Origin of the sequence: Pseudomonas sp. E6002, assembly GCF_013385565.1 — a bacterium.
Taxonomy (GTDB): domain Bacteria; phylum Pseudomonadota; class Gammaproteobacteria; order Pseudomonadales; family Pseudomonadaceae; genus Aquipseudomonas.
In genome coordinates this window covers 57855-75402 of the sequence record NZ_JACAPT010000003.1, presented here as the reverse complement: position 1 = coordinate 75402, position 17548 = coordinate 57855, and the positions used below count along the sequence as shown (strand labels likewise).

At 63.1% G+C, this 17548-nt stretch carries 16 protein-coding genes; 12 read left to right on the top strand and 4 right to left on the bottom strand.

Features of this window, described 5'->3' with window-relative positions:
• Nucleotides 1-7 precede the first annotated feature (7 nt).
• The 5 genes from HX815_RS04210 to HX815_RS04190 all read left to right on the top strand — a co-directional run bounded on the left by HX815_RS04210 (nt 8) and on the right by HX815_RS04190 (nt 6588).
• On the top strand, nt 8-1066 hold the full coding sequence (locus tag HX815_RS04210; protein WP_003218219.1) for an HlyD family secretion protein: 1059 nt from the start codon (nt 8-10) through the stop codon (nt 1064-1066).
• Nucleotides 1063-2505: an efflux transporter outer membrane subunit gene (locus HX815_RS04205; protein WP_177027846.1), complete on the top strand. Its 1443-nt coding sequence runs from the start codon at nt 1063-1065 to the stop codon at nt 2503-2505. Before HX815_RS04210 ends, HX815_RS04205 begins: the two co-directional genes overlap by 4 nt.
• A 73-nt stretch (nt 2506-2578) precedes the next feature.
• The gene (locus tag HX815_RS04200) at nt 2579-3088 is read left to right on the top strand and encodes a sigma-70 family RNA polymerase sigma factor (protein ID WP_008433639.1); all 510 of its coding nucleotides are present in this window, start codon (nt 2579-2581) and stop codon (nt 3086-3088) included.
• Nucleotides 3085-4041 (top strand): FecR domain-containing protein, encoded by a 957-nt coding sequence (locus tag HX815_RS04195; protein ID WP_008433641.1) that lies wholly within the window; start codon nt 3085-3087, stop codon nt 4039-4041. The genes HX815_RS04200 and HX815_RS04195 overlap by 4 nt, the downstream gene beginning before the upstream one ends.
• A 93-nt stretch (nt 4042-4134) precedes the next feature.
• The gene (locus HX815_RS04190; RefSeq protein WP_177027845.1) at nt 4135-6588 is read left to right on the top strand and encodes a TonB-dependent siderophore receptor; all 2454 of its coding nucleotides are present in this window, start codon (nt 4135-4137) and stop codon (nt 6586-6588) included.
• Nucleotides 6589-6650: 62 nt separating this feature from the next.
• Here the strand turns inward: HX815_RS04190 and HX815_RS04185 are convergent, their stop codons facing one another.
• Entirely contained in the window at nt 6651-7355 is a 705-nt protein-coding gene (locus HX815_RS04185; protein WP_008433644.1) for a DUF3142 domain-containing protein, read from the bottom strand.
• Between the two features lie 3 nt (nt 7356-7358).
• Entirely contained in the window at nt 7359-9521 is a 2163-nt protein-coding gene (locus HX815_RS04180) for an outer membrane assembly lipoprotein YfiO (RefSeq protein WP_177020627.1), read from the bottom strand.
• A 222-nt stretch (nt 9522-9743) separates the two neighbouring features.
• Here HX815_RS04180 and HX815_RS04175 point away from each other — a divergent pair, with 222 nt between their 5' ends.
• Nucleotides 9744-11339: a glycosyltransferase family 39 protein gene (locus HX815_RS04175; RefSeq protein WP_177027852.1), complete on the top strand. Its 1596-nt coding sequence runs from the start codon at nt 9744-9746 to the stop codon at nt 11337-11339.
• Nucleotides 11340-11414: 75 nt separating this feature from the next.
• Entirely contained in the window at nt 11415-11660 is a 246-nt protein-coding gene (locus HX815_RS04170) for a DUF2789 domain-containing protein (RefSeq protein ID WP_177020625.1), read from the top strand.
• A 4-nt stretch (nt 11661-11664) separates the two neighbouring features.
• On the opposite strand, the gene HX815_RS04165 is transcribed toward HX815_RS04170, so the two are convergent.
• Both HX815_RS04165 and HX815_RS04160 read right to left on the bottom strand, forming a co-directional pair.
• Nucleotides 11665-11958 carry a type II toxin-antitoxin system RelE/ParE family toxin gene (locus tag HX815_RS04165; protein WP_177027844.1) on the bottom strand — a complete coding sequence of 98 codons (294 nt, stop codon included), beginning with the start codon at nt 11956-11958 and terminating at the stop codon, nt 11665-11667.
• Complete coding sequence (locus HX815_RS04160) at nt 11955-12233, bottom strand: hypothetical protein (RefSeq protein ID WP_003218199.1); 279 nt, start codon at nt 12231-12233, stop codon at nt 11955-11957. Before HX815_RS04160 ends, HX815_RS04165 begins: the two co-directional genes overlap by 4 nt.
• A 260-nt stretch (nt 12234-12493) precedes the next feature.
• On the opposite strand from HX815_RS04160, the gene HX815_RS04155 reads away from it, so the two are divergent.
• Genes HX815_RS04155 through HX815_RS04135 form a run of 5 tightly spaced genes read left to right on the top strand, consistent with a single transcriptional unit; the run spans nt 12494 to nt 17532 of the window.
• Nucleotides 12494-12925 carry a MarR family winged helix-turn-helix transcriptional regulator gene (locus HX815_RS04155; RefSeq protein ID WP_008433651.1) on the top strand — a complete coding sequence of 144 codons (432 nt, stop codon included), beginning with the start codon at nt 12494-12496 and terminating at the stop codon, nt 12923-12925.
• On the top strand, nt 12922-15000 hold the full coding sequence (locus tag HX815_RS04150) for an FUSC family protein (protein WP_177027843.1): 2079 nt from the start codon (nt 12922-12924) through the stop codon (nt 14998-15000). Before HX815_RS04155 ends, HX815_RS04150 begins: the two co-directional genes overlap by 4 nt.
• Nucleotides 14997-15206: a DUF1656 domain-containing protein gene (locus tag HX815_RS04145; RefSeq protein ID WP_003218193.1), complete on the top strand. Its 210-nt coding sequence runs from the start codon at nt 14997-14999 to the stop codon at nt 15204-15206. The genes HX815_RS04150 and HX815_RS04145 overlap by 4 nt, the downstream gene beginning before the upstream one ends.
• Nucleotides 15203-16093, top strand: coding sequence for an efflux RND transporter periplasmic adaptor subunit (locus HX815_RS04140; protein ID WP_003218191.1), 891 nt, complete (start codon nt 15203-15205; stop codon nt 16091-16093). The genes HX815_RS04145 and HX815_RS04140 overlap by 4 nt, the downstream gene beginning before the upstream one ends.
• On the top strand, nt 16090-17532 hold the full coding sequence (locus HX815_RS04135) for an efflux transporter outer membrane subunit (RefSeq protein WP_177027842.1): 1443 nt from the start codon (nt 16090-16092) through the stop codon (nt 17530-17532). The genes HX815_RS04140 and HX815_RS04135 overlap by 4 nt, the downstream gene beginning before the upstream one ends.
• The last annotated feature ends 16 nt before the right edge of the window (nt 17533-17548 follow it).

The following is a 17548-nucleotide window of genomic DNA, read 5'->3' as shown; positions in this document are numbered from 1 at the left end:
GATTGTTATGAAACGCAAAGACAAAATCGCTGTAACCGTCATCACCGTGTTTGCCGTCGGTGTGCTGGTTTACCTGCTGGCGCCGGGTGTGTTCGGCAGCAAACGCCAGAGCACCAACGACGCCTTCGTCGCCGCTGACTACACCCTGGTGGCGCCGCGTGTGGCCGGCTTCATCAAGGAAGTGCTGGTGGAAGACAACCAGCGGGTCAAGGCCGGGCAGTTGCTGGCGCTGATCGATGACCGTGACTTCCGCGCCGCTGCCCAGGCGGCCGATGCCGATACGCTGGTGGCCCAGGCGCAGCTGAAAAATGCCACGGCAACCCTGGAGCGCCAAAGCTCGGTGATCGCCCAGGCCCAGGCGACTGTGGCGGCGGATCGTGCCGAAGTGGCGTTTGCCGAACACGAACTGAACCGCTACAACCACCTCGCGGGTGTAGGCGCCGGCACCGTACAGAACGCCCAGCAAGCCAAGACGCGTATTGACCAGGCCACCGCGCGCCTGGCGAATGCCACGGCGGTGCTGGCCGCTGAACGCAAGCAGGTGGAAATCCTCAGCGCCCAGCGTGATGCGGCAGAGGGCGGCCTGAAACGTGCCCAGGCCGCACTGGAAATGGCCAGCTATCAGCTGTCGTACACCCGCATCGTCGCGCCGGTGGACGGCATGGTCGGCGAGCGCGCGGTGCGGGTCGGCGCCTATGTGACGCCGGGCAGCAAGATCCTCGCCGTGGTACCGCTGGCCGAGGCCTACGTGGTGGCCAATTTCCAGGAGACCCAGTTATCCCACATGCACGCTGGCCAAACGGTGGACGTGAAGGTCGACAGCCTCGACGGCGAAGTGCTCAAGGGCCACCTCGAAAGCCTGGCGCCAGCTACCGGCGTGACATTTGCCTCGGTCAAACCCGACAACGCCACCGGCAACTTCACCAAGGTGGTGCAGCGTATTCCGGTAAAAATCATCCTGGAGCCCGGCCAGGCGTTGACCGAGCGCCTGCGGGTCGGCATGTCGGTGGAAGCCAGCGTCGACACCCACGCCGCCGCCCAGCAACGTGAGGTGGCGCAGCAATGAGACGCCTTGCCTGGTTAACCTTGAGCCTGCTCACCCTGAGTGCCTGCACCGTCGGCCCGGACTTCCAGCGCCCGCTGAATCCCGTCGGCCAATGGACCGAGCCCCATGGCCGGCAAGCCGCCAGCCACGCGGTCAACGACCCGCTGGAAGAGCGCTGGTGGGAAGTGTTCCACGACGCGCAGCTCACCGCGCTTACCCATCGCGCGCTGACCGATAACCTTGACCTGAAACTCGCCAGCAGCCGCCTGCAACAAAGCCGCGCGGCGCGCCAGGTGATTACCGCCGAGCGCTACCCGACCGTCAACGCCACCGGCGATTACCTGCGTCAGCGCAACAGCGCCGATGGCTTGAGCGATGCCTCGGGCAAGAACGGCCGCTCGGCGTTCAACCAGTGGGACATGGGTTTCTCCGCCGCCTGGGAACTGGACTTCTGGGGCCGCGTAAAACGCGAAACCGAAGCCGCCGACGCCACCCTGCAAGTCGCCGAAAACGACCGCCGCGCGGTGCTGTTGTCGGTGCTGGCGGAAACCGCCCAGGACTACATCCAACTGCGCGGCGTGCAAAACACCCGCGCCGTCACCGAGCAAAACCTCGAGGTGGCGCGCCACAGCCTGAAGCTCTCGCAACTGCGCCTGGCCGACGGTGTCGCCACTGACCTGGACGTAGCCGAAGCCGCTGCTCAAGTGGCCGCCATCGAGGCGCGCCTGCCGGATTTGCAGCAACGCCAGGACCAGTTGATCAACGCCCTGAGCCTGCTGATGGGCGAACCGCCACAAGCCTTGTACGCCGAGCTGTCCAAGGACGCTGCGGTGCCGCAAACCCAACGCCAGGTCGCCATCGGCCTGCCGTCGCAACTGGCCGAGCGCCGCCCGGATATCCGCCAGGCCGAAGCTCGCTTGCATGCGGCCACCGCCTCCATTGGTGTGGCCAAGGGCGACTTCTACCCGCGCATCACCCTGTCCGGCAGCGTGGGCTCCCAGGCGTTGCAACTGGCGGATTTCGGCTCGTGGAGTTCGCGTGCATTCGCCTTCGGCCCGCAACTGAGCTTGCCGATTTTCAACGGTGGCCGGTTGCAAGGCATGCTCGATCTGCGCGAAGCCCAGCAACAGGAAGCGGCCCTGGCCTACCAGCAGACCGTACTGCGGGCCTGGCATGAAATCGACGATCAACTGACCCGCTACAACGCCAGCCAACTGCGGCGCGACAGCCTCGCCGAAGCCGTGCGGCAGAACCAGATCGCCCTTGCCACGGCGCAGCATCAATACGTCGAAGGCGTGGTGGATTTCGTCAACGTACTGACCGTGCAAAGTGCGTTGCTGGCGACCCAGGAGCAGTGGGTGGAAAGCTCCACCAGTGTGTCCCTGGCCATGGTCGGGTTGTACAAGGCATTGGGTGGGGGCTGGGAGTCGGTGTACCCGTTGCAGACCGCCGGACGCTGAATGACAAAGAACTTTGCCAGCCGTGCAACATGGTGTAATGATAATTGCTCTCAATAACGTATCCGAGCTTTTCATGGACACCGCGACTGACGGCCGGCAACAGCTTCATCTCCTGTATCGCGACCATCATGGCTGGCTGCAAGGCTGGCTGCGCAAACGCCTGGGGGATCGCGAACACGCCGCCGATGTGGCGCAGGACACCTTCCTGCGCTTACTGGTATCGGGGCGCTTTCCCGGTGACAAGGAAAGCCGCAGCTACCTGACGCAGATCGCCCGCAACCTGGTGATTGATCAATGGCGACGCCTGCGCATCGAGCGTGCCTACCTGGAAAGCATTGCCCACCTGCCGGAGCCCGAATCCCCGTCCCTGGAAACCCGCGCACTGATCCTCGAAACCCTGATGCAGATCGACGCCATGCTCGACCGCATGCCCGACAACGTGCGCCGCGCATTTCTGTTGTCGCAGTTCGAAGGGCTGAGCTACGCACAGATTGCCGAGCGCCTGGAGGTCACTGTCAGCTCGGTGCAGAAGTACATGACCCGGGCGATTCTCGCCTGCTACCAGGTCGTCTACGAAGAATGAGAACCCGGCACGAAGCGCCGATTGCCCCGGCCATTGTCGAGCAGGCCAGCGAGTGGTTGATGCTGCAATGGGGCGGCGAGATGGACGGCGATCAGCGCCAGGCCTTCGCGCGCTGGCAGGAGGCCGATCCGGAACACCGGCGCGCCTGGAAGCGCTTGCAGCAGTTACAGCAAACCCTCGGCGGTGTGCCTGTCGACAGTGCCCGTGCGGTGTTACGCGATACACCGGACACCCAACGCCGCGCCGCCTTGAAACTGCTCGGGCTGTTGCTGGTGGCCGGTGGCAGCGGCTATCTGGTGCAAAGCAGCCAGCCCTGGCAGGCGGCGTTTGCCGAATACCGCACCGCCACGGGCGAGATTCGCCACCTGACCTTGAGCGATGGCACGCGCCTGGACCTCAACAGCAACAGCGCGGTCGACTTGCGCTTCAGCGCCAGTGAGCGGCGTATCCGCCTGATACGCGGCGAGATCCTGCTGACCAGCGGCCACGATCCGTCCCGGCCATTGATCGTCGAAACCCCGGCCGGAGATGTGCAGGCCTTGGGCACCCGGTTTGCCGTGCGTGAAGTGGACGATGGCAGCCGCGTCGACCTGTATGAAGGACGTGTGCAGGTACGTCCGGTGCGCGGTGCGGCGGTGCAGATGAATGCCGGGGACAGCCTGTGGTTCAGCGCCAGCCGGACTTCGACGCTGGTGCCGGTGGATGCCAATGCCAGCAGTTGGACCGAGAACCGCTTGATCGCCGAGCGCCAGCCGCTGGGGCAGTTCGTTGCCGAGTTGAGCCGTTATCGCCCGGGGCTGTTGCGCTGCGATGCGGCAGTGGCCGGCTTGCTGTTGACCGGCGTGTTTCCGCTGAATGACACCGACGCGATTCTCCACGCGCTTGAGCGTTCGTTGCCGGTGCAGGTACAGGCGGTGACGCGCTATTGGGTCACGATCAAGGCGCGGGGCTAAAAAATTTTTTGCCTACGGCTTGTCGGTTTTCCAACCCCGTCCGGGATACCTCTTGAAAGCCAATCAAGAAGCGTTCTCACGGGGAGCCCTGCAATGTCGCACCACCCAATCCAACCCCTGGCCCGCGCCCTGCGCCGTGGCCTGTTTGTCAGTCTGCTGGCGACGGCGCCTGTGGTGCCGAGCGCGGTCCAGGCCCAGGAGAGTGCTGAAGCCCTGCGCCAATACAACATTGCGGCGGGCAACCTCGACCAGGCCTTGAACCAGTTCGCCAGCGCCTCGGGGATTCTGTTGTCGGTGGACGCCTTGCTGACCCAAGGCAAGCGCAGCGCCGGCTTGCAGGGCCGCTACGCCACCGGGCCAGGGTTGGAGCGTTTGTTGGCCGGCAGCGGATTGGTCGCGGTGCAATCCCAGGGCGGCTGGTCATTGCAGGCCCTGCCCGCGAGCGGCGCGCTGCAACTCGGTGCGACGCAGATCAGTGGTCAACAGGATCAGGAAACGGCCTGGGGCCCGGTCGACGGCATCGTTGCCAAGCGCAGCGCCACCGGCAGCAAGACCGATTCGGCGCTGGTGGAAATCCCCCAGACCATCAACGTCATCACCGCCGCCGAGATCAAGGCGCGGGGCGCGCAAAGCGTTACCCAGGCGTTGCTCTATACACCGGGCATGACGGCCGGCGGTTTTTCCGATCGGGTCAAACTGTTTGATGAGCCTACTTCCCGTGGCTTTACGCCGACGCCGCTGTACCTCGACGGTTTGCACTTGCCCTACGGCGGCGGAAGCACCGGCGGTGCTTTGCAGATCGAGCCCTATTCCCTGGAGCGCATCGAAGTGCTCAAGGGGCCGGCCTCGGTCTTGTACGGGCAGAACCAACCGGGTGGCATCGTCAACATGGTCAGTAAGCGCCCCAGCGAAACCCCGGTGCATCAAGTGGTGCTGGAGGCCGGCACCTACGAGCACAAAAGCGCCGCCATCGACCTCGGAGGACCGCTGGATGAGCAGGGCGAGTTTCTCTATCGCCTCACCGGCCTGGCCAAGGACGAACAGGGCGAGATCAACTACGTCGAGAACAAACGCCAGTTCATCGCCCCCAGCCTGACCTGGCAGCCCAACGACGACACGCGCCTGACCGTGTTCGCCCAGTACCAGAAAGACAAAGGCGTGCCCGAGGCCCAGGGGTTGCCCGCGTCCGGGACGATCTGGGACAACCCCAACGGCAAGATCAAGCGTGATGTGTTCATCGGTGAGCCAGGCGTCAACCAGTACAATCGCGAGCAGTACGTGTTGGGCTATGAGGTGTCCCATCGCCTGAACGACACCTGGACCCTCAAGCAAAACGCTCGCTACGCCGAAGTGGACGACCGCTACACCGCACCGTTGCACGGCTACAGATTTGTGCCCAACCCGGTAACTGGCGTGCAAGACCAACGCTATCTGCAACGCTTCGGTGTGGACTGGTCGCAGCACAACAAAGTATTCGGTGTGGATAGCATCGCCCAGGCGGAGTTCGACACCGGCGCCCTGTCCCACACGTTGATCGTTGGCCTGGATTACTACCACTTCAACTCGCAATTCCACGGCCTGTACGATCGTAATCCGCCGGTGATCGACCTGTTCAAGCCGGTCTATGGCCAGCGGCTGAATTTCGGCCAGCCTTATCGCTGGGACCGCACCGTGACCCAGACCGGCTTGTACGTGCAGGACCAGATCAAATTGGACAAGTGGGCGCTGGTCCTTGGCGGGCGCTACGACTGGGCCAACGTGGTCAACAAGGAACCACTGGCCGACACCCGCACCAGCAGCAAAGACCAGGCGTTCACCGGCCGGGCCGGTCTGGTGTACCTGTTCGATAATGGCCTGGCGCCGTTTGTCAGCTACTCCGAATCCTTCCTGCCGCTGTCGGGCACCGATATCAGCGGCAAACCATTTGACCCCTCTACCGGCAACCAGTACGAAGTCGGCCTGAAATACCAGCCGCCGGGCCAGAAGAGTTTTGTGCAGGTCTCGGTCTACCAACTCGACCAGGAAAACGTGCTGACCACCAACCCGGTAGACACCACCTTCAGCACCCAGAGCGGTGCCATGCGCTCACGTGGCGTGGAGCTGGAAGCCAAGGCGTCCCTCAGCGATGCCTGGGACGTGGTCGCGTCAGCGGCGCGCAATGACATCAAGTACACCAAGGACAACGACGGTCGTCAGGGCCGGCATCCGGCCGGCATTGCGCCGCTTACCGCTTCGGTCTGGGTCAACTACACCGTCCTTGGCGACACACCCCTGGCCGGTGTTGGCGCAGGATTGGGCGCGCGTTACGTTCGCAGCAGCTTTGGTGATTACTACGCAGGGGCGTTCAGCATTCCGTCCTATACCGTCTACGACGCCAGCCTGAGCTACGACCTGGGCCGCTCGGCGTTCAAGCTCAAAGGCGTGAAGCTGGCAATGAACGTGCAGAACCTCACCAACAAGACCTACGTGTCGCAATGCACCAGTGACCTGGATTGTTACTACGGGGAAGGGCGCACGGTGGTGTCGAGCTTGACTTATGACTGGTAGATACCGGTCATTCGCGGGCTTTTTGTAGCCCTGAGTGCCCACAGTCCAAGGACCGTGGGCACTCAGGGATTCTGCAAAAACACCACATACCCGCGAAACCACTCACTCCCCTTCAAATACCCCGGCTCCTCCCATGCCCCACCCTGAATCAACCCAATCTTGAACGGCACCCCCAACCGGTTCATGCGTGGCAGATACGCCGCGTAGTCCGGGATGCTGTGGCGGCCCTGGTAGGTCTGCACCACCACTTCATCAATCACGCCCTTGAGTTGTGCGATGGCGGCCGGGTCGGCGTTGCTGCTCCAGTCCATCAGCCCGGTGATGCTCAGGCGTAGATCCTTGGGCAAGCGTTGGCGCAGGTCGCGCAGGAAATCCGCGTATTCGTCGAGGTATTGCGTGCGCGCATCGAAGTCGATCTGGATGCCCACCACCGGGTTGCCCGCATCCCGCCAGCGTTGCACCTGGCCGAGCATCTGGCTGTACACCGACTCGGGCCAGTGCAGGGTGTGGGCGCGGTACACCACCCAGATTTCACCCTGGGTGATGCGCGGCACACTCATGCCCTGGGCGATGAATTGCACGCCACGCCGGGGCGCGCGGCGGGTCGAGTTGATCTGGCCCTGGAGGATGTACAGGGTTTTCGCCTGCTTGAGCACCGGCTGCGGCGCGACGCCGCTCCACAGCCAGAACGCGTCATGGTCGCGGGCGTCCACCGCGCCGAAGGCCGGGCTTGCCAGCAGGAGCAGGGCCAGCCAGAAGCGCTTCACGGCTTACCAGTAGTACTGCAGCGACTTGCCCCACTGGGTGTCGGCGAACCCGGTTTTCAACTGGCGGAACCAGCCTTTGCGCACGTTCTTGTCGACGTCCTCGCCACCGCAACTGTTGTAGCCCGAAGGTCCGTAGCAGTTGATGGCACGAAACAGCGCGTAGGCCTTGTCGTTTCGCGGTGCCTTGGGATTGCCGATCACCCGCTTGTAGCCCTCCAGTCGCGAGAAGGTTTCACCCTTGAAGGGCGAGGCAGTGCTGCCCAGGCTGCCGGCGGAGCGCGCTTGTTCCAGGGGCATGCCGTCCAGGCCGTTACGCAGGACGAATTCCCCCAGGCAGTTCAGGCCCTGCGGGTTTTTCGGATCGGCCTGCAAGGTGCTGGCGATTTGCGCGATGCTCGGGCAGGTGTAGCCGGACTCGGCCTTGTCACCGTTCCACTGGAACAGTCTCAACGACTGGCCGCCGCTGTAGACGTAGCCCAGGCTGGTGCCGAGCTTGTCATCGGGAACCGAGGCGGGCAGTTGCTTGAGGTCCTCGGCAAAGGTCTCGAACTGGCCGCGCAGCAGGTCTTTATAGAGCAGCGTGAATTGCGCAGTCTGGCGCTCTACCGGGTCTTCGGCATGGGCAAGCTGTTGGCGCAGCAGGTCGGGACCGGCGACGTTGCGCAGCAGGATATAGCGCACCTGCTTGGCACTGATCGGCGAATCGGCGGCGAATACCTTGGCCAGCTGGCCGCTGCGTTCGTAGTTCATCGCCAAGGCCAGCTCCAGCTGGTCACGTTGCAACGGTTGCTTGGCCAGCGGCAGCAGTTGCAGCCACAGCGCCTCGGCGGCTTTCCAGTCTTCCTTGGCTTCCAGCGCGAGGCCACGCAGGGTCTGTTGGCTGAAAGCGAAGTAGTCGAGATTCGACGGCACGTCTTGCGGCAGCAGCTTCAAGGCACGGTCGGGCTGATGCTCGACGTTCAGGGCAAACGCCGCCTGCACGTAGGCATACAGCGCGGGCTCCTGCGCGAACACCGCTTTTTGTGCATCGAGCGCTTCACGCGTGAGCTTCGGCGGCTCACCGGCACGCATCCACATCAGGTCGTTGAGGGCCAGGATCAGCGGGTTGCCCACAGGTGCCGTGGTGCTGGTCAGCAGCTTGGTGTCCGCTTCCTGCACCAGTTCATCCAGCGACACGTTGCGCTGGGCATCGGTGGCCTGGGTCAGTTGCCAGGCAAAGTCGTCCGCCAGTTTGTCGGGGTTGGGCGCCAGCCAGTGCACCCGGCGCAACAGGCCACGGGCGGAGGCGGCGTATTCGCCCTGTGGATAAGTTTTCAGGTAGTCGTCGAAAGCGCTTTCGGCCCGTTGCAGGGCAGACTTATCCACATGTTCAAGCGACGGCGTGCCGTATTCATCGAAGGCATTTTGCTGGGCGTCGTTCAGCGCGGTGCGGGCGGTCATGTACAGCGCTGTTTCCTTCAGCCAGGGCAGCGAGCTGCTCGTCAGCCCGGCAAAACCTTTTTGCGCATCGCTGAAGCGTCCGCTGTAAAAGTCCCCGGCGGCTTTCAGGTAGGTGAGCAATGCCTGGCCGTCTGCCGATTTGATTTGGTCGGCCTCGCCTGCCGCTACGCCGTCCGAGGAACAACTGCCGAGCATCTGCAGCCGCAGCTTGGCCAGTAACTGGCGCTCGGCCTGCGGTACATCGGCCTTCACCACCTGGCTGATAAACGCGGCGGCGCTGTCATCGGCGTTGCTGCGGCAGCGGCTGCCTTCGCCGGAAAGGAAGGCTTCACCGGCGGTCTTGGCGTCGTCGCGGGTGATGCCCAGCGGGCTGAGCAGTGCATCCAGTTCGGCGGTGCGCGAGTCGTCGGGTTTGTTGTCGGGCTCATCCGCAGCCGGCATAAGCCGATACACCGGAAAGGGCACCGGGCCAAATCCTTCGGACACGTCCTGCTCGCCCAAGGCATTCGGCGCCAGCGGCATGACGTTTTTGTCCGCCAGCAACAGCCGCAGGTTGACCCGGCTGTCATTGCCGGGGCTCAGGAAGGGCAGGTTGCTGCACACGTCCAGGCTGTTGCGCGACACCCGCCAATCCGGGTAGCAAGAGTCATCGCCGCTGGCGTGGGCCTGGAGGGGAAGGGTGGCGAGCAATGCCAGTGCCAGGGGTGACAGAAGACCGATGCGCATGAAATGTCCTTGATCCTGAATCCATGGAAGGCAGCAATCATAGCGTGATCCGATGAAAGCGTCGGAGACGTCCTGCGCAAAATTCAGATTTGTCCGATTGGCGGATGGTTGGTCAAATCCATGCAAAACAGCGGGCGAATCAAGGCCTTTTGACCTAGAGTGGCGGGTGTTCGCGCAAGCGCAGGTTCAGTAGTGGGTGAGGAAGTAGAGGTGCGACGCTCTGTGGCGGAACAAGACAACAAGGCCGGGGCATTGCCCGTGCTCAATCCTGGCCTTTGGGAGAATGCCGGCTGGCTGGCTCGGTTGTGGTGGGTACCGCTGGTGGCGTTGGCCATGGCCGTGCGTTTCTATGGCCTGACCGCCTCCGCCATCTGGGGCGATGAAGGTTCAAGCCTGCTGCTCGCCGAGTATTCCCTGGAAGACCTGTGGTTTCACGCCGCACATGACGTTCATCCGCCGCTGTATTTCTGCATGCTGCGCGGCTGGATCGAGGTGTTCGGCGACAGCATTTTCTCCCTGCGCAGCATGAGTGCGATCCCCGGTGTGGTCGCAGTCGGCCTGGGAATCTGGCTGACAAGGCTGGTCGCGACCCGTCGCGCGGCGGTGCTGGCCGGGATTCTGTTGGCGTTGCTGCCCACGGCAGTGCGCTACAGCCAGGAAGTGCGGATGTATTCGCTGCTGGGCGTATGGCTGCTGGCCGCCACCCTGGCCTTGGTGTATTGGGTCCGCCAGCCTGAGCGCAAGCGCTATCTGGTGGCCTATGCGCTGTTGATGACGGCAGCCTTCTACACCCACTATTTCACCGCGTTGTGCGTACTGGTGCATTGGTCATGGCTGCTGTTGCTGCGCCAGCCACGGGCCGGCGGCTTGCGCCTGGTCACGCGCGCGGGCTGGTGGTTGGCCAACATTGCCATTGTGTTGCTGTACTTGCCCTGGCTCCCGAATCTGCTGGGCCTGGTGCAGCACACCGAAGAACTCAAGGTGGGCGGTGATATTGGCTGGGAAGACCCGGTCAACCTGTATTCCGTGCCGTCGATGGTGTGGCAGTTCCTCATTCAGGACCCGGGCGACCACTTGTGGCGACCGCTCTTTGTGGTGTTTCCGTTATTGCTGATGGCGCTGGTCGGTGTGACTGCCTGGCGCGATCAAAGCCGCTTTCGCTTTGGCTGGCTGCTGGGGCTTTTTTTCATGCTGCCAGTGCTGCTGGTCTATGGGGTTTCGTTTATTTCCCCGGTGTTTATCGAGCGTTATCTCACCGCCTACGCGATGAGTTTGCCGATCATCGTGGCGTTGGCCGTCGACCGTCTGTCGTCGCGCTTGCCGCTCGCAGCAGCGGCAGTCTTCGTGTTGTTTGTCGGGGTCGAGCTGGTGGGCGTGAAGACCAACTCCACCGTCGATGAGCATGATCAATTCAACGTGGTGGTGGAGTTCGTCAATCGCAACTACCAGGAAGATGACCGCATCGTCATCAGCGACATGCTGTGGTACCTGCCCTACGTCTATTACGACGAGACCGACGCCCAGTTGCAGCTTTTCACACCGCCGACCGCCGCCGGCAAGTCCACCCGGCCTAATGCCTATGGTTTTGGCACCCTGGTGGACCAGGATGGCGGGCGCATCTACCTTGATCGCTTGTCGGCGTTACCCGCCGAGATCCAGCGTGTATGGCTGATCAGCGCCGCGGAGCTGCCGGATGAGTTTGCCCCGTTGCCGGCCGGATGGCGTCAGCTCAGCCAACAGGACGGCGGCGGCGCGCGGGCCCGGCTGTTCGTGCTGTGTGACGCGCCAGCGGGCGTGCACCGTGAGGGCTGCGATTAATCCGCGCAACACCTGAGAGGTTTATGTTCGCCTGGGGGGCTAGACTCAGGTGAACCCTCTCTCCAGGAACGCCTCATGGAATCCCCAGTCCACAACTTGCCATCGTTGTTCAAACAGCTCGGTTTGCCCGATGACCCGGTCAGCATCGAGCGGTTCATCGCGGTCCACTCTCCACTCAAGCCCGAATTGCATCTGGCGGAAGCGTTTTTCTGGACGCCGCCCCAGCGGGCGTTTTTGCGTGAGGAGATTCTGGAGGACGCGGATTGGGCTGAGGTGGTGGATGAGTTGAATTTGCGGTTGAGAGAGGGGCGAGGAGTCTAGGCCGTCAAGAGGCGGTTGCTTTCTCTGGTGGCCATTGGCGAGCGGTGTGCACAAGCGCCACGACCCTTTCTACGTCGGGCTCAAGTTGGTAAGCAAGGCGGTAGCTTGGATGAGGAATGACTTCGCGTGTGCCTGTGATCCTGCCGAGTGGGCCGATTTCTGGGTGTTTTGCCAGCCCCAGCACTGCACTGCTGAAGCGTCGATCCATATCGGCTGCGGCTTGTGGGTTTTTCTCAAATAAAAAGTCCCAGATATCCCTACGGTCCTGCGCCGCTTCCGGCGTCCAGGCAACCCTCATTCCTGATTATCTACGTGAGCACGTTTCGCAGAAAACTCAGCTTCCAAATCCTCATTGGAAATCTCTCTGCCTGCCTGTATCGAGGCGCGAGAGGCGTCTACTTTACGCTGCAAGAACGCGTCGTACTCCCGTGATTCCTGCTGGGCCTGGACAAACTGACGCATCATATCTCGCACGATTTGCGATGCAGGACGGTGGGTAGCCTCGCACTCGGCCATGAATTGGTCGCGTAGTTCCGACTCAAGCTTCAAGGTGAAAACGGCTAGTTTTGACATAAGTGAATGCTCTAGATTGGTATGTACGAAGTGTATACAACGTGCATACCTGACGACGCATGTGAGCTGAGTGAGGCGACTGACGGTTGCTGACGGCGAAACACCTTTCCCCAAACCAGCTTTACTTAGCCCACGGGCCATCCTCCCATCCGCAAATTTGTATCAAAACTTGACTGCATTGGATCCATCGACCATATTGATAGTTAGCAAACTAACTGTATGCGAATAATCCAGTGTCCCAGACCCTCGAACAACTCCAGATGAACATCAGCAGCAGCATGGTGGTAGGTGCCAGGACCTGGCGCAAAATCTGCCAGACCACGCTCGTCAGCTATGGCATCTCCGAAGCCTGCGCCGTGCCGCTGCTGATGATCGGCCGCCTCGGCGACGGTGTGCATCAGGTCAAGGTGGCCCAGGCCGCCGGGATGGAAAGCCCGTCCCTGGTGCGCCTGTTGGATCAGCTGTGCAGTTCTGGCTATGTGTGCCGCACCGAAGACATCCACGACCGCCGCGCCAAGGCCTTGAGCCTCACCGCGCGTGGCCGCGAGCTGGTGCAGGCAGTGGAACAGCAACTGGTGCGCCTGCGCCGCGAGGTGCTGGCGACAATCGACCCCGATGACCTGGAAGCTGCTTTGCGTGTACTGCGGGCCTTCGAAGGTGCCAATCAACATCCCATGGTTGTGAGTTCTTGAACGGATTTTTTACCGGCATGCCGCCGGCCAGGGATTGGTTCTATGGCGTAAGGACATTCGCCGCTTCAATGATCGCGTTGTACATCGCCATGCTGATGCAAATGCCGCGTCCGTATTGGGCGATGGCCACGGTGTATATCGTGTCCAGCCCGTTTGTCGGCCCTACCAGCTCCAAGGCGCTGTACCGGGCGGTCGGTACCTTCATGGGCGCGGCCGCTGCGGTGTTTTTTGTGCCGATGTTTGTGCAGACGCCTTACGTGTTGGTGGTGGTGATCGCGCTGTGGACCGGGATTCTGCTGTTCCTGTCCCTGCACCTGCGCACCGCCAACAGCTATGCGCTGATGCTGGCCGGCTACACCTTGCCGCTGATCGCCCTGCCGGTGGTGGATAACCCGCTGGCGGTGTGGGATGTGGCCGAAGCGCGGACCGAAGAGATCTTCCTCGGCATCGCCGTGGCGGCGGTGGTGGGGGCGATGTTCTGGCCGCGACGCCTGGCGCCGGTGTTCGATGACTCGGTGAGCAAGTGGTTTGCCGACGCCCAGATCTACAGCCAGCGCTTCCTCAGCCGCAACGTGCAACCCGAGGAAATCAGCACCCTGCGCGGCGGCATGGTCGCTACCTTCAACACCCTGGAATTGATGATCGGCCAACTGCCCCACGAGGGCTCCCGGCCGCAAACGGTGCGCAATACAAAGGAGCTGCGCGGGCGGATGATCCACCTGCTGCCGGTGATCGACGCACTGGACGACGCTGTGTACGCGCTGGAACACCGCGCGCCGGAATTGCTCGAGCGCTTCACGCCGCTGCTGACCGCCGCCAACGAGTGGCTGGCCAGCACGCAAAAGGATGCGCCCCTCGAACGCTGGCGTGTTCTGCGTGACCAGATCGAAGCCCTGCAACCCGATGCCGACGCCCTGGATGACCGCCATCAGTTGCTGTTCTCCAACGCCCTGTATCGCCTGGGCGAGTGGGTGGATCTGTGGCAAGACTGCCGCAGCCTGCAAGCCGCCATCCAGTGCGAAAGCCAGGACAGCTGGCGCGCAGTTTACCGCCACTGGCGCCTGGGCCGGCTGACGCCATTCCTCGACCGTGGCCTGATGTTCTACTCGGCGTTTTCCACCGTCACCGCGATCATCGTCGCCTCGGTGTTGTGGATCCTGCTGGGCTGGACCGACGGTGGCAGCGCGGTGATCCTCGCGGCGGTGGCCTGCAGCTTCTTCGCCTCCATGGACGACCCGGCGCCGCAGATCTACCGGTTCTTTTTCTGGACCGCGATGTCGGTGCTGTTCGCCAGCCTCTACCTGTTTCTGGTGCTGCCCAACCTGCACGATTTCCCGATGCTGGTGCTGGCGTTTTCGGTGCCCTTTATCTGCATCGGCACGCTGACGGTACAGCCGCGTTTCTACCTCGGCATGCTGCTGACGCTGGTCAACACCTCGTCGTTCATCAGCATCCAGGGTGCCTACGACGCGGACTTCCTGGCCTTTGCCAACTCCAACCTGGCGGGCCCGGTAGGCCTGTTGTTCGCCTTTGTCTGGACCCTGATTGCCCGGCCGTTCGGCGCTGAGCTTGCGGCCAAGCGCCTGACCCGTTTCAGCTGGCGCGACATCGTCACCCTGACCGAGCCTGCGACCCTGGCCGAACACCGCAAGATGGGCGTGCAAATGCTCGACCGCCTGATGCAACACCTGCCGCGCCTGGCCATGACCGGCCAGGACACCGGCATCGCCCTGCGCGAAGTGCGGGTGGCGCTGAACCTGCTGGACCTGCTGGCGTACTCGCCGCGCATCCTCGGGGTGCCGCGGGTGTTGTTGAACCAGGTGGTGGAAGGCGTCGGCGGTTACTTCAAGGCCTGCCTCAAGGCCGGTGAACGTCTGCCGGCCCCCAGCGGTCTGCTGATGACCCTCGACCGTACCCGCCGCGCCCTCAACGGCCAGGGCCTGCAAGGCGAGGACGAAACCCGCCTGCATTTGTTGCACGCCCTCAGCGGCTTGCGCCTGGCGCTGTTGCCCGGCGTGGAATTTCTTGGCGGCACAGAGATGGAAGCGCCGTTACCCGATGGAGCGCCTTTATGATCGGTGATCTGGATATCAGCGGGGTGTTCCTGCCCACGTTGCTGGTGCTGATGGGCATTACGTATGTGTTGTACCTGGTGGTGCACGGGCTGTTGACCCGCGTCCACTTCTATCGCCTGGTCTGGCACCGGGCATTGTTCAATGTGGGTCTCTACGCTCTGTTGCTGGGCGCAGTGGATTCACTCAGTCGATACCTCATGACATGAAAAAACCTTTTTTGACCATTGGCCGTGTAGTCCTGACGTTACTGGTGGTGACCTTCGCCTGCGTCGTGGTGTGGCGCATGGTGATGTACTACATGTTCGCGCCGTGGACCCGTGACGGCCACATCCGTGCCGACATCGTGCAGATCGCCCCGGACGTGTCCGGGCTGATCCAGCAAGTGGACGTGCGCGACAACCAGTTGGTGGTGCGCGGCCAGGTGCTGTTCTCCGTCGACCAGGACCGTTTCAAGCTGGCCCTGCGCCAGGCCCAGGCCGCCGTGGCCGACCGTCAGGAAACCCTGGCCCAGGCCGTGCGCGAGAACAAGCGTAACCGTGGCCTCGGCAACCTGGTGGCCAGCGAGCAACTGGAAGAAAGCCAGTCCCGCGTCGCCCGTGCCCAATCGGCCCTGGCCGAGTCGCAAGTGGCGGTGGATGCCGCGCAACTCAACCTGGACCGCTCGGTGATCCGCAGCCCGGTGGACGGCTACATCAACGACCGTGCGCCGCGTAACCAGGAGTTCGTGACCGCCGGGCGTCCGGTGTTGTCGGTGGTGGACAGCAACTCCTTCCACATCGACGGCTACTTTGAAGAGACCAAGCTCGACGGCATTCACGTCGGCCAGAGCGTCGACATCCGCGTGATCGGCGACAACGCTCGCCTGCGCGGGCATGTGCAGAGCATCGTCGCCGGTATCGAAGACCGTGACCGCACCAGCGGCTCCAACCTGCTGCCCAACGTCAACCCGGCGTTCAGCTGGGTGCGCCTGGCCCAGCGGATTCCGGTGCGCATTGCGTTTGACGATGTGCCGGCAGACTTCCGCATGATTGCCGGGCGCACCGCCACCGTGTCGATCATCGACGACCAACCCAAGTCGGAGAACAAGCCATGAAACGGCTTTTAGCAACCGCCGGGCTGGGGTTGTTGCTGTCGGCCTGCCAAGTGGTGGGGCCCGATTACAAACTGCCGGACAAGGCGGCCGTGAACCGCGGTGACCTTCAGGGCCAGTTGGCCGGGGAGGGCAGCAATGTGGTGTCGGCGCCGGTACCGGCGGACTGGTGGAAGCTCTACCAGGACCCGCGCCTGGATAAGCTGGTGGAGCAGGCCATGGCCTCCAACACCGACCTGCGGGTGGCTGCGGCCAACTTGCAGCGCTCGCGCTATCAGGTGCAGCAAGCCGAATCGGCCGGCGGCTGGAGTGCCGGCGCCAAGGCCGAAGCCCAGCGCCTGCAAGAATCGGGTGAGGCCTATTTGCTGACGGAAAAAGTCCCGGTGGCGAATATCGGCAGCGCCAGTATCAGCACCTCCTATCAATTCGATTTGTTCGGCACCTTGCAGCGTGGCATTGAAAGCTTCCAGGCCACTGCCGATGCGGCCCAGGCGGCGTCCGATATCGCCCGTATCACGCTGGTGGCGGACGTGGTGCGCTCCTACACCCAGGTGTGTGCGGCCAACGAAGAGCTGGCGATCGCCAACGAGTCCCTCGACCTGCAAGCCCAGAGCACGCACCTGACCCAGCGCCTGCGGGATGCCGGGCGCGGTGATGAAACCCAGGTCACCCGTTCGCAAACCCAATACAAATCCTTGCGCGCCGAAATGCCGCGCTACGAAGCACTGCGCCAGGCCGGGCTGTTCCGCCTGTCGATGTTGCTGGCCAGGCCGCTGGATCAACTGCCGGCCGGCACTGCCCAATGCGCCGAGCTGCCGCACATCGCGCAGTTGTTGCCGGTGGGCGATGGCGCCACGCTGCTCAAGCGTCGCCCTGACGTGCGCCAGGCCGAACGCCAACTGGCGGCGGCCACCGCGCGCATCGGTGTGGCCACCGGCGCGCTGTACCCGGACATCAGCATCGGCGCCACCGTGGGCACCGTCGGCATCCTGGATGACCTCGGCACGCCGGCCACCAACCGTTGGGGCTTTGGCCCGCTGATCAGCTGGACGCTGCCGACCAACGGCGCCCGCGCCCGCATCCACGAAGCCGAAGCCGCGACCCAGGGCGCCCTGGCGCACTTCGACGGGGTGGTGCTCAACGCTATCCGTGAAACCCAGACGGGCCTCGCGCAATACACCGCGCAACTGCAACGCCGCGATGCCCTGGCGGATGCCGGCGCGTCGGCCAAAGAGGCGGCGGAGCAGACGCACCGGTTCTTCCAGGCCGGCCGCGCGTCGTTCCTGGCCGACCTGCAAGCCACGCGTACCTACACCGACGTGCGGGCGCAACTGGCCGCGGCGAACACCCAGGTTGCCATGAGCCAGATCGATTTGTTCCTGGCCCTGGGCGGCGGCTGGGAAAGTGGACGAACGCAAGCCACACAAGCCAGCAAACCCTGAGCTGATTGCTATGCTT